Below are 14,069 nucleotides of genomic sequence, written 5' to 3'. Positions count from 1 at the left end.
TGTTTCCTGCAATAATTACCCAATCATAATTCCCTGCTCTTCTTTCTCTTCGGTAAATGTTGTGGACTTTATCAGGGTATAAGCAAGTGCTAAAGGACCAATTCTTCCTATAAACATGCTCGCCATTATAACTGATTTGCCAATTAATGAGAGATCCGGAGTGATACCAGTAGATAAACCTACAGTGCCAAAAGCAGAGATTTCTTCAAATAATAAATCACTCCATTTCTTCTCAGCATCGGAAATCATTAAAATGACAGTACCAACTGTAATAACGACTAGTGAGTAAACAGTTATTGTTACTGCCTTCTGAACTAATATTTTGGTAAGAAAAGATTTTCCATAATTGGTTGGTCTTTCTTTTCTTTTTAACACTGCGATTACTAAGGTTGTAAATGTGGATGTTTTTATGCCTCCCCCTGTTGATCCAGATGAGGCTCCAATAAACATTAATAACATAATCAAGGATAGGGAAAGCAAACCTAAGCTACCAAAATCAACCGTGTTAAATCCTGCTGTTCTCGCAGTTATAGATTGAAAAATTGAAGTTGTAATTTTTTCTGAAAATGATTGATTGGAGAGAATATTCTCTTTTTCAATACTAAAAAAGAAAATTGCCCCTAGAACAATTAGCAATACTGAACAAAATACAGCAATCTTACTTTGCAATGGTAAGGACGTTTTCTTCCTTGTCAATAATTTTCTTATTCTGTCCAGATTAAAAACATCTTGTAATGTAGTAAAGCCAATTCCTCCTAGAACAATAAGTACAGCAATAGTGATGTGAATAGGGTAAATGTTTTGCATGTGCGTCTTAAAACAAATCCGGACAAAAGGCGATCTAATTTAAGTCATAGATTTAACATTTGCTGACGGTGGTATTTTCTTCTTTGTTTCATGGTTCTTTCTTTGATTTGTTTTCGTCTGGCCAGGATCTGTTTATCCCTGCCGAAGAATACGTCGGCAGGGGTGAGATTTTCCAGTGATTCATGGTATCTACGGTTGTTGTAATATTCAATGAACTCAGCCAGTGCCTGGCGCAACTCATCGGGTGAATAGTAGTTGTCCAGCTTGATCACATTCTTCATGGACTGATGCCAGCGCTCGATCTTTCCCTGGGTCTGTGGATGACGGACTCTTCCGCGCACATGCTTGATCTCTCTGTCCTGGAAGAAGTCAGCCAGGTCTTTGGCGATGTAACACGGGCCATTGTCGCTGAGTACTTTGAGAGACTGTGTGGTTTTGTCAGGAACCACACCGGTGATCTCAATGGCCTTATCGATATTGCGCTGTACGTCATCGGCTGCCATGTTGGTGCATAGTTCGGCATGGATCACGTAGCGGGAGTAATCATCCAGTACCGTGCAGAGGTAATACCATCCCCAGTGTCCCACTACTTTCAGGTAAGTGAAATCGGTCTGCCACATCTGGTTGACCCGGGAGGTCTTGTCTTTGTACTGGTTGGCAGCATGATCCACCACAAAGGCCGGTGCAGTGATCAGCCCTCTTTCTTTGAGAATGGCATGCACGCTGGACTCGCTGATATACCAGCCCCGGTGATCTACGATGTGCCAGGCCAGTTCTCTGGATGAGAGGTCTTCCATGTCCAGGGCCAGCTCTACCACCTCCTGGCGTTTCTCATCGGGGATCCGGTTCCACTGGCTTCTTGCCGCCCGCTTCTTGGGAGCCAGTCCTTCAAACCCTTCCCGCAGATACCGGTCGTACCAGTCATAGAAAGTCGCCTTGGGAATGTCCAGCTCTTTCAGGGTGGCCCGTACGCTCAGATCACTGTTTTCCACTATGGAAATGATCTCCATTTTCTCTGATTGACTGTATCGCATATACCGCTGCCTTTTTAAGCGTCCCCACTCAAACTTTTTTTTAGGACCCTATTCTGCAGGGTGAGCTCGGCGACCACTTCTTTCAGCTGGCTGTTCTCCTTGCGGAAATGATCCACTTCGGTGGTGTTGGCCTCTCGGAGGGTATCTCCTAAAAGCCGTTTCTTACCGGCTTCCAGGAAGTCTTTACTCCAGCGATAGTAGAGGTTGGCGGCAATGCCTTCACGGCGACATATCTCTGAAATAGACAACTCGCCTTTGAGGCCTTCCAGTACGATTCTGATTTTCTCCTCAGCGGAGAACTTGCGGCGGGTCCTGCGTTTGATCTCACGGACTACCGCTTCGGGACTTTGATCTTTCTTTTTCATGTTTGGACTGTTTTTCAAGGTTCCGGTTTTTTACCTTGAAAGCTAGCTTTCAAGGTAAAAAACTGTGACTAAACTATTGTACCTTAACAGTCCGAATTTTGCTTACGCTGGACACACGATAATTACACAGCAGGCAGAGGAGGCCAGCAACCCGTCATTGACGTCAATGACAGAACACGAACCCGACAATGGATGGGATTTTCAAGCCAGGATATTTATTTGGCAAACAATACCAATGAAAGAAGAACCTCTCCGATCCGCCTGCTAAATGATGCCGCGTTCAAGAATTTCCTGAAGCCCATTGATGAATTGGTTCGAAACTTGTAAACCTCTCTCCGCCCCTGAAGTAAAAGGCCCTGCGATAGCGGGGCTTTTTGTTTTTTGGACGTAAGCATCCAAGTTTGCTTGAGATGATAGCGTCCAAAAACAAAAAGCGAGACCGTAGCGTAGCGGAGGTCGGGCCTTTACTTCAGGGTGCAGGCTTATCCAGCAACTGCATACAGCAAGAGCATACAGTGGACACGTAGAATCATTTGTCGGGGATGAGGTCGAATGGCGCGCATTCCCAGCATCCAAGCTTGCTTGAGATGGCAGAACCCTGAAAACAAAAAGCGAGACCGTAGCGTAGCGGAGGTCGGGCCTTTACTTCAGGGTGCAGGCTTATCCAGCAACTGCATACAGCAAGAGCATACAGTGGACACGTAGAATCATTGGCCAGGGATGAGGTCGAATGGCGCGCATTCCCAGCATCCAAGCTTGCTTGAGATGGCAGAACCCTGAAAACAAAAAGCGAGACCGTAGCGTAGCGGAGGTCGGGCCTTTACTTCAGGGTGCAGGCTTATCCAGCAACTGCATACAGCAAGAGCATACAGTGGACACGTAGAATCATTGGCCAGGGATGAGGTCGAATGGCGCGCATTCCCAGCATCCAAGCTTGCTTGAGATGGCAGAACCCTGAAAACAAAAAGCGAGACCGTAGCGTAGCGGAGGTCGGGCCTTTACTTCAGGGTGCAGGCTTATCCAGCAACTGCATACAGCAAGAGCATACAGTGGACACGTAGAATCATTGGCCAGGGATGAGGCCGAATGGCGCGCATTCCCAGCATCCAAGCTTGCTTGAGATGGCAGAACCCTGAAAACAAAAAACGACCGTAGCGACGCGGAGGTCGGGCAGTGCGCGCCATAGTGCTGATGAACGAAGGACGAAGGCGGGCCTTTACTTCACTGCAGGTCCCACCCCAGGATCACCGAAGGTAATCCCGTTACAGCAACAGCATACAGCATACAGCATACAGCATACAGCAACAGCATACAGCAACAGCATACAGCATACAGCATACAGCGGTCACGTAGAATTATTGGTCGGAGGTGGGGCGGGAAGGCGCGCGGTTGTAGTGATACCCAAACTGGCATCAGTGTTCCCACGGGTAGTTGGCGCGAATTTTAGCGACGGGCTTGTGGGAAGCTAATTGGCGCTTGGAAAGAATGGGCATGTTTATCAAAAAAACGTACATTCGGCACTCCTCTCATTTATTCACCCATACATATTAAAGTCATGAGCGAAGTTTCATTTACAGTTACCGTAACCACAGGTGCCAAGGGTACAAATGCCGATATCGAGATCTTACTGATCGGCACCAAAGGCGCCTGGAAAGAATATCAATTGATGGATGGCCCGGGCGACGACTTCGAACCCCACCAAACCAATGTCTTCAAATTTTACGAGAAAGACATAGGCGGCGTGTCCGATATTGCCATCAGGCCACGGGGCGCAGGTCTGTACCACGACAATTGGGACATGAAAGAACTGAAGGTCACCGCTAGTTATGATCCATCAAAAACCTCCACCTTTATCCGCACCCCCAGGTTCAAGGGAGGAGCCGAACCCATCCTGATCCGTGCCAATGAGTACATGAACACAGCCCTGCGCCATGGTACGGTCAATGAAGAAGTGGCCGTCCGGGTGGTTTCATTCGAAAATTTCCTGGGCCTGAACACCATGGAAGAAGCCGCCACCGACGAACTGGTGGAAGTGGACAAATACACAGTGCAACAAACCGACAAGCTGAATACCAAAAACTCGTTTGAGCTGACCGCCGCCACCAAAATTGAAGGCATCGTGGATGTAAGCGCTACCTACAGAGGTGAAATAGCCACGGAGTTTTCTACCATTGTTACCAAGGCACGGGAGACCATGGACAAAAAAACCAAAACATTCAAGCTGGTCGGAAACCCGGGCTTCTGCACGTTTTATGTGATCCGTGACATGGAAACCAAGGTGTACGGCGAATTCGAAGGTGGTTTTGGCAGGGCCAAGGTGTCCCAGGTTTTAAGAAAGTACCAGGTGTATACCCAGATAGCCTTCAGAGCCGTGGATGAGATGGTCGGAAACAAAACCCTACAGGAATACTGGGATGCATGTGCCGTCAGCGGACCCGTACCTACCGCCCCTACCCTAGCCGATCTGGAAAAACCCGAATACCGAAGGGTGAAGGAAATGCAGGAAGGCACAAAGCAACCCGCATAACAATTAGCAACAGCATACAGCAAGAGCAACAGCGGGCACGTAGAATCATTGATCGGAAATGAGTGGGAATGTGCTCGCTAGACGCCATTGCAAAAAAAACAGCTGTAGCAACACCCAATTCAGATGATGCCTGCCATGATCCATCGTTTATCAGGACCATGGCGGGCATTTATTTTACCCACCGGGATCATTGAAAATAATCTCACAGAACAACCATAATCGTGAGTAACTCATGTTGTGCTTTTCTAATAGCGAATGCTATAGGATAGCCATACGAAGGTAAAACCTTCGCCTAACCTCACATCATAGCCCCTCCCCGTAAAAAACAATTTGGAGCAGGAAAGCTCACGGTCCTACTGTATGCTCTTGCTGTATGCTGTATGCTGTATGCTGTATCCTGTATGCTGTATCCTGCCCCACAGGTCCACCTGTAAAAAAAAGGGGAACCCGATGTCGCATGGTTTTGCGGCATGGATTCCCCCAGGGAACAGCAGAACCCTCTAAGTATGAATGACCCTGTCAGGTTGAAAAAGCGCCTCTATCACCATTCCCATGTACGATAACACATTCCTCACTGAACCTTTACCACCCGCGTCATGGAGTACTTGTCTCCATTCAAGACTTTAACAAAGTATACACCATCGGGTTCGGTGGATATATCGAAAGACAACCGTTCCCGGGCAGATGAAAAAGACTGCTCCCGGATCACCCGTCCGAGTACATCAACGATCTGCACCTGTCCTTCCTGAACCGTACCATTCTCGATCCGCACATACAGGCCCTGTTTCACCGGGTTGGGGTATACGCTTACGCGGGCATCGGAGAATTCCTCGGAACCCACACAACCCACATTCGCTACCACCATGGAGCGGGTGCTGCTGCAGCCACCGGCCCAGCTCACATCCCAGTCATAAAAGAAATAGTAATACAACAATTCCGACCCGGCCACATTGGAACCCGTAATGGATGCAACGCCGGGCAATGTAATCGGATAGGTGCCTCCCGGAACCGCATTGTTCCGGTACATGTTGGCCGCATAGGTGGTGTTGTTACAATGAATGAAGTAATTGTTGCCCGCAACGATGTTGAAGCCAAGGTTGACGCGGCTCGTTCCGTCGGGGATGTTCACAGTCTTGGTATATGCCACGGTTCCCGTAGCCCCGCCGCTCAGAATCTCAATGGTGCGGTTCGCCGCTCCATCCGCATGAACAAGCACACTGTTCAGGGTGAAGTCGGTCAACGCATCGAAAAACATACCGTAGTTGGAGTTGTTGCTGGCGGATGCTCCCAGGGAAGTTTCATCCGCCGGCCCCATGTGATCGCTTGTTGCACCGGCTACTTCCTGCACATAGAATGTATCGCTGACACTTAAATTAGGACTGTAAGTTGATCCCGTATTAACCAGCGAACCACCTGTTGGCTGATCATACCATTCCAATCCACCCCCATTGGTACTTGTTGCCGACATGGTTACTATGCCGGGACCACAGCTGTACCCATCGGATGTAGTAGGTGGAGTCGCAAACGCAATGGTAACATGATTGATCTTTTGTTCGGTATCGGATCCGCCGGCATTGGTTGCCTTCAGAGAAACCGTGTATTTGCCCGCCGTCGTGTAGGTGTGTGAAGGGTTCTGGGCGGATGAGGTACCGCCATCACCGAAGTTCCACAACCAGGAAGTGGGCGCATTGGTCGACAGGTCTGTAAAATTCACTTTACCACTGCATGGAGCTGACAACGAGCTACTGAAATCCGCTACCGGCGCAGGCGTGGTGTTTCCACACGAACTGAGACAGGACGCCGAAGCCTTATATGTGGTAATGGATGAGATGGTCACGGCATCCCAGTTGACGTTGACGTCATACAGTGTGGAGTACATGATGTCGCCCTTGGTGTTGGTGTGATACGCACCCCATGCATGCCCCTGCTCGTGCGCCAGCAGCGACCATCGTTCGGCAAAGTTGTGCTGGTACCAGGTGCTGTTCCATTTACACGTGGAGTACCGGTTGGACGTACAGATGGATCCCACATAGGATGCACCCACATACGCCGCTGAATTTTGATCGGTCCATAAATTGGCCACATCAAACGTGTTGGAAAAACCACCTGAATTTCCCCAGGCAACAAACTGGTCATTCAGGCTGTACCAATCCGTATAGCCTTCCCCGATGTTGGTATTGGTTGAGGTAGACACATAGGTCTCCACCAATTTGTATTGTATGTCGATCGAGGATTCGCTGTACTTGGTTGCCACCGCATTAAAGACGGCAAGCATTTCACTTTCCACAGCGGATGCACTTCCGTATATGGAAACCAGGGAGGAGTTGGCGGCCTGGGCGTATTCAACCATTTTGCATGCCAACGGAGAAGCTTCCTGTTTCAAAACGGATTCGGGATGTGCCGCTTTCAGGCCCAACGGCATGTTCCGGGTTTCCGCAGCGCATGACATGTGTCGGTCTTTGTCCATATCCGATGCCTTATATATGACGAACACATCCTTCTCCACATCCGGATCATAGCTGGCCACGGGTTCGATATAATACGTGATACCGTTGCGCTGATAAAACCCCAGCATCTTGTGATTATAGATGCTGACGCGTACCTCATCCGACACATCGTTTCCGGTATAGCCACGATAAGTAATGTTCGCCGACCGGGGGTATTCCACAATGCTTCCGTCGGCCTGCCCTACCCGGAATTTGTAATTCTCTGAACGTACATCATATGCCTGAAGGTGCAGCACCACATCACCTGCGGGCAGTTCCAGCACTACATCCGAAGAGGCCCCGCTCCTTTTCACGAACGCCTCGATGGCTGCGCCGTCCATCCGCACCAGTTGATATTTTAAGAGACCCATCTGTCCAGCGTAAGCAAAATTCGGACTGTTAAGGTACAATAGTTTAGTCACAGTTTTTTACCTTGAAAGCTAGCTTTCAAGGTAAAAAACCGGAACCTTGAAAAACAGTCCAAACATGAAAAAGAAAGATCAAAGTCCCGAAGCGGTAGTCCGTGAGATCAAACGCAGGACCCGCCGCAAGTTCTCCGCTGAGGAGAAAATCAGAATCGTACTGGAAGGCCTCAAGGGCGAGCTATCCATTTCAGAGATATGTCGCCGTGAAGGTATTGCCGCCAACCTCTACTATCGCTGGAGCAAAGACTTCCTGGAAGCCGGTAAGAAACGGCTTTTAGGAGATACCCTCCGAGAGGCCAACACCACCGAAGTGGATCATTTCCGCAAGGAGAACAGCCAGCTGAAAGAAGTGGTCGCCGAGCTCACCCTGCAGAATAGGGTCCTAAAAAAAAGTTTGAGTGGGGACGCTTAAAAAGGCAGCGGTATATGCGATACAGTCAATCAGAGAAAATGGAGATCATTTCCATAGTGGAAAACAGTGATCTGAGCGTACGGGCCACCCTGAAAGAGCTGGACATTCCCAAGGCGACTTTCTATGACTGGTACGACCGGTATCTGCGGGAAGGGTTTGAAGGACTGGCTCCCAAGAAGCGGGCGGCAAGAAGCCAGTGGAACCGGATCCCCGATGAGAAACGCCAGGAGGTGGTAGAGCTGGCCCTGGACATGGAAGACCTCTCATCCAGAGAACTGGCCTGGCACATCGTAGATCACCGGGGCTGGTATATCAGCGAGTCCAGCGTGCATGCCATTCTCAAAGAAAGAGGGCTGATCACTGCACCGGCCTTTGTGGTGGATCATGCTGCCAACCAGTACAAAGACAAGACCTCCCGGGTCAACCAGATGTGGCAGACCGATTTCACTTACCTGAAAGTAGTGGGACACTGGGGATGGTATTACCTCTGCACGGTACTGGATGATTACTCCCGCTACGTGATCCATGCCGAACTATGCACCAACATGGCAGCCGATGACGTACAGCGCAATATCGATAAGGCCATTGAGATCACCGGTGTGGTTCCTGACAAAACCACACAGTCTCTCAAAGTACTCAGCGACAATGGCCCGTGTTACATCGCCAAAGACCTGGCTGACTTCTTCCAGGACAGAGAGATCAAGCATGTGCGCGGAAGAGTCCGTCATCCACAGACCCAGGGAAAGATCGAGCGCTGGCATCAGTCCATGAAGAATGTGATCAAGCTGGACAACTACTATTCACCCGATGAGTTGCGCCAGGCACTGGCTGAGTTCATTGAATATTACAACAACCGTAGATACCATGAATCACTGGAAAATCTCACCCCTGCCGACGTATTCTTCGGCAGGGATAAACAGATCCTGGCCAGACGAAAACAAATCAAAGAAAGAACCATGAAACAAAGAAGAAAATACCACCGTCAGCAAATGTTAAATCTATGACTTAAATTAGATCGCCTTTTGTCCGGATTTGTTTTAAGACGCACAGAGCAGGAGCACCGATAATTTTGTTGCAATGAGTTTCATTTGTTTAAAGTTTTAGGGGTTTGATGAAGACAAATCTAGGGGGTGCAACAGGGTAATTCCGGCCGTATTAGGATACGGACATTCTTATTTAGCAACTGGTATAGATTCTTGATAGACCGGAATCAGGTGGAGGTAACGGAAACTCCCGATCATTACTTAAAAAAAGAGACCGCCCTGTCAGACAATCTCTTTGAAGAATGGGGTGAACGCCGGGCTGGCGCCCATGTTCCTATGCGCAGCCTGGGGATGAGCAACGGCATTCTGTTCGCACATCGGAATCATACCGGCAGGCGGAATGTTCACTTGCTCCTACTGTTGCTCTTGCTGTATGCTGTATGCTCATCAATCCATCCCAAAAAGTCAAAATCCTCAAAGGCCACCCTTTCAAATTCGTCTTTGGCGAGGGGCGCCAGCTTTTTCCGGAGCGCCTTGAACTGTTTTTGTCTCTCTGTAGGATCAAGGGTCGGACTGAATATGCTCAGGTGTTCCAGCACACACGACTCGAACTTTAGCGTGCGCTTGCGGTTGCGCAGGTAGTTCCGGGTAGAGTTCACCAGCGACTGCAGGAGGTCTTCATTCCCGATCTCGTAGTGGATCACCAGCTGGAAAACGCGTGCCAGCACATACAAATCGCCGCGAAGCCTACCATAGTTTCCGTTGACCACCTCATAGTTCCAGGGCAACGCCTCCTTGTACTGTCGGTTGCCCATGTAGAGGGAGGCGATGTTCATTTTCAACACCACCGCAAATGAACGGTCAATGTTTCCCTCCATGTGGTTGAGATATGTGCGTGCTTCGTCGGACCGGATGAACTTCACGCCCTCTTTGAATGCACGTCGTTGCAAAAAGGCGTTGGTCTTGTTCACATAATAAAACTGGTTGAGCAGGTTGATGACATCGCGGGTGAGTTGCTTTTTGGTGAGCGTACTGCGGAGCGACTCCATGTCTTTCAATGCCTTGTCCATTACCTCCCACTTACCCAGCTTGGCCGACACAAATGCATATTGGTTCAGCAGGATGAGGTAGTTCTTCAGGAACAGGCGGTCGGTGAAACGGTCGCTGTTTTCCTGGTACTGCTTCACACTGGTGGCGATGATGTCCAGGGCCTTCACCAGGTCTTTGTTCATCCAGAAATAGGTATGCAACCCGTGGTGGATCTCCCGGGATATATCAAAGGAAGCGCTTCCTTTTGTTTGCAGTTTCTTTAACAACGGAACATGCTCTTCCATGCGTTCCTTGTCGGCCTTGGACCACCCCTGGCCGTGCACCTTGAATGCATTGTAGTTCGACTGTGCGCTTCTGCTCAACCGGTGATGCTCCTGGAGCGCCTCCAGCACCTTCGCCTCTTCCTGGTAGGTTTCCAGGAAAAGCGCCTGCACGTTTTTGTTCGCCTGCTGGTTCCAGTAGATGTCTCTTTCCATGTGCAGGATCGACAACATGAACCTGTATTTCTCATGCTTCTTCGCCAGGCTCCGTGCCTTGCGGCATGTGGCCAGGCTCAGGTCGTACAGGGCACGGCTCGACAGAATATCAATCTGCTGAAGGTAGCCGAGCAGCTTCATGTCCACCGTTAAAGAAGAATGGTACTGTTGCAGGCATTTCATGATCTGCTTCTGGAGATAGTACTTCGCTTCCGGCAAGTGTTTCGCCACCGTGGTGTTTTTGAACGCATGCCGGACGGCTTCCTCATCATACACCTGCTGTCGGTCGATCAGGTCGAACAGCTTCATGGTGTTGCGTGTTTCATCGCCTCCGTGCACCCGTACCTGTTTGCGGATGTAGCCCTTCTCATTGCGGGATAGGGAACGGATCAGGTCAAAAAGATGTTGATTGGCCGGCATGGTTTTCAATACTGATTATCATTACACTTAAACTTTTTTCGCCTTAAAAGATAGACATTTATCCACTATAATAGCATTTCCGTTTATCATTTCAAAGTTATTATTATTTTCTTCCGGATGCGCGATGCTGTACTTTCGTAACTGTGTAGTTTGCCAATCAACAAGTGTTCATCTTAAACCGGAAGCGTATGAAAAAGGTATACATTGCCATGCTCGCAGGTATGTTTTGGTGTGTTTCACATGCACAGCAGAACCAACCATCCGTACCAGCATTTTGGGGAGATTTTGTGGTCGATAGCCGGTTGCCGGGCATTCAGGACGTTCATCCCGCCCTGAGCAAAGCCTTCCGGGATTTCGCCGTTTACAAACTGGACGTACCGGCCATCGCCTCCCGGTTGAACAAGGCGCCCAACGGCTCCCTGTCATTCAACCTCCAATTGGAAAAACAACAGTGGGAACTGCACCTGCATGTATATGACATCCGGTCTGCCTCCTATGAGATGAAGGTCAACACCGGGTTCGGCGTTGTGACCATGCCGCGCACACCCGCCTTCACCTACCGCGGATATGAAGGGGATGCGAAAGACAACCGCGTGGTAATGACCATCCGCGACCACTACATGGCCGGATATGTACAGCAGGAGGAAACCACCTGGTACATCGAACCCTTACAGCATTTCGAAGCGTCGGCTGACCGGGACCAGTTCGTGGTATACCGGTTGTCGGATGTAAAACCCGGCGAAAAATCCATCTGCACACAAAACAGCACATCGGTATCGGAAGCGCCCGACGAAAGCTATACCCAGCGCCATGCGGCCGTGAACAAATGCACGGAAATCGCCGTGACATACGACCAACCGTACAAAAGCCGCATCGGCGGATCCACGGCATCTGAAACCGAGATCACCGCCCGCCTGAACCTGGTTTCCGATTTCTGGGAACAGGAGTTCAACATCGAATACAAGCTCGTATTGATCTACGAATGTGTGAAAGACGAATTCATCTCCGACACCAACACGGAGAGTTGCCAGGAAGGAAGCGGGAACCCCTCATGTGCAAAAGGTACTGTACTGAGGGAGTTCCGCGACTGGGGTGAAAACATCGTGAACCCCGGCAATGCCTTCGCCGCCACACACAGGGACGTGGCCACCTTCTGGACCGACCGCAACATACAAGACGGCAGCAACACGGGCAACATCGGATACTCCATGTTTGCCGGCATCTGCAACAGCAGTGGCTACAACATCGTGGAAGATTATTTCACCACCGGACAAAACGCACACGCCAGCATCTGGATCCATGAACTGGGACACACATGGAATGCCATACACGTGCAGGACAATGCCCAGTACATGATGTCACCCAGCATCTACGGAAACAACGGAACGGCTCCCACCAACCGCACGGTCACAAGCGGCACCCGGAGCCGGATAGAGGCGCACCGTGACAGCAGAACATGTTTGGACGAGGGATGCTCCGTTACCCAAGCTCCTGTTGCTGACTTCGAGATCGTCAACAAGGAAACCTGCACAGGCGTCGTCTCCTTCGGTGATCTTTCAACCAACGCCCCAACTCAATGGCAATGGGATTTCGGTGACGGGCAATCCTCGACCAGCCAGAACCCCGTGCATACCTACGCCACCCCGGGAACCTACACGGTGAAACTCACCGCCACCAACAGCATCGGAAGCGACATTGAGACCAAGACCTCTTATGTGACCGTTGCCGTTATGAACACCGCACCGGGCACGTCTGACATCACCCTGTGCCCTGCCGGCCAACCCGAACTGTCGGCTACCGGCCACTATAGCGGCACACTGGTATGGTACGACAGCGGCACCGGCGGTACCGTGGTAGGTACCGGCAGTCCGGTTACCATCTCACCCAGGCCCACAACCAATACCACCTACTATGTGGAAGAACAATCCGCATCGGGACCTGTGGATCACGCCGGACCCACCGCCAATGCAGTGTCTGACAATGGCGGGTACTACAGCGCCACAGAAGAAGGATTGGTGTTCGATGCCAAATCAGACATCCACCTGACCTCGGTGAAAGTATACAACAACACCGCCGGCAACAAAACCATCACGCTCACCAATAGCGGAGGCACCGTTTTGCAAACATTCACGGGCAACGTGGCTGCAGGCGAACAACGTGTGCAGCTCAACTGGGACATCGCTGCCGGCACAGGGTACAAAATCCTGGGAGCCGCCAACGGCGACCTTTACCGCGACAAGGGCACAGGCATTTCTTTTCCCTACACCGATGGATCCGGTTACGTCTCCATCACCTGCAACACCTATGATGCCAACAACTGCAACGGGTATTACTACTATTTCTACGACTGGGAAGTGACGGGACAATCCTGTTCAAGTCCGCGGTCGGCCGCCACTATTTTTGTAGGGTCAGACCAGGACCCGGAGTGCATGTCAACGGGCGGGAACAACTTACGATGCGCACCGTCAAGGGTGAAGTTGTTCCCCAACCCTGTTTCTGACGGTGCATTCCGGGTTGAGGTCACTCACCTGGAAGGCCCGGTAACCATTGAAGTGTTCACCGTCACCGGTCAGAAAGTTTTCGAACGCCTGGAAGCCAATCAGGGCTCCGGCACTTTTAATATCTCACTGAATGCGCCCGCAGGCCTCTACCTCGTGAAGGTAATCGGCAAGGATGCCAGCGCCGTAGCTCAACTAATGATGAAATAGACATGCTGCGCGCAGACAAACCTACAATCGCGACAATATACCCGATAACAACCCGGTATCTTCTCATAGCGTCTGTTAACTCAACATGCCGGTTGTAAAGAGGGAACGGTAACACGCCAAGGTTACCGTTTCCTTTTTGCTAATTATGAATAACGAAAGACGAATGATAGCCCCGTCTGACATCTAACGTCTATCACCCCATTTTCAAATTCGCACATTGGCCCATTGCCGCATTCTCATGCCCCTTCTTACACCAGTAAGTTCTAACATCACTTCCGCTCCCTTCATGTTGTACATTGTCGTAACTTGATCTGGCCTGCCTGCCATTGCGATGACCCTTGCGTCGGCAGGCAGGGGCGGGGATTGGTGTATCCCG

At 50.3% G+C, this 14,069-nt stretch carries 5 protein-coding genes and 2 pseudogenes; 3 read left to right on the top strand and 4 right to left on the bottom strand.

What is annotated here, in order from left to right:
- Positions 1-15 precede the first annotated feature (15 nt).
- Together H6585_11615 and H6585_11610 are read right to left on the bottom strand one after the other, a co-directional pair.
- Positions 16-807 (bottom strand): hypothetical protein, encoded by a 792-nt coding sequence (locus H6585_11615; GenBank protein ID MCB9448979.1) that lies wholly within the window; start codon positions 805-807, stop codon positions 16-18.
- Between the two features lie 44 nt (positions 808-851).
- A pseudogene (locus H6585_11610) lies at positions 852-2,206 on the bottom strand (IS3 family transposase).
- Positions 2,207-3,761: 1,555 nt separating this feature from the next.
- Here H6585_11610 and H6585_11605 point away from each other — a divergent pair.
- Positions 3,762-4,733 (top strand): hypothetical protein, encoded by a 972-nt coding sequence (locus H6585_11605; GenBank protein MCB9448978.1) that lies wholly within the window; start codon positions 3,762-3,764, stop codon positions 4,731-4,733.
- A 571-nt stretch (positions 4,734-5,304) separates the two neighbouring features.
- Here H6585_11605 and H6585_11600 read toward each other — a convergent pair.
- A complete protein-coding gene (locus H6585_11600; GenBank protein MCB9448977.1) occupies positions 5,305-7,590 on the bottom strand; it encodes a PKD domain-containing protein in 2,286 nt (761 codons plus the stop codon).
- A 115-nt stretch (positions 7,591-7,705) separates the two neighbouring features.
- Between H6585_11600 and H6585_11595 the strand changes: the two are divergent.
- A pseudogene (locus H6585_11595) lies at positions 7,706-9,060 on the top strand (IS3 family transposase).
- A gap of 383 nt (positions 9,061-9,443) precedes the next feature.
- On the opposite strand, the gene H6585_11590 reads toward H6585_11595, so the two are convergent.
- Complete coding sequence (locus tag H6585_11590; GenBank protein ID MCB9448976.1) at positions 9,444-10,985, bottom strand: hypothetical protein; 1,542 nt, start codon at positions 10,983-10,985, stop codon at positions 9,444-9,446.
- Positions 10,986-11,173: 188 nt separating this feature from the next.
- Here H6585_11590 and H6585_11585 point away from each other — a divergent pair, with 188 nt between their 5' ends.
- A complete protein-coding gene (locus tag H6585_11585; protein MCB9448975.1) occupies positions 11,174-13,693 on the top strand; it encodes a T9SS type A sorting domain-containing protein in 2,520 nt (839 codons plus the stop codon).
- The last annotated feature ends 376 nt before the right edge of the window (positions 13,694-14,069 follow it).

This window comes from Flavobacteriales bacterium (assembly GCA_020635855.1).
GTDB lineage: Bacteria > Bacteroidota > Bacteroidia > JACJYZ01 > JACJYZ01 > JACJYZ01.
This window is presented reverse-complemented; position numbering and strand designations above follow the sequence as displayed.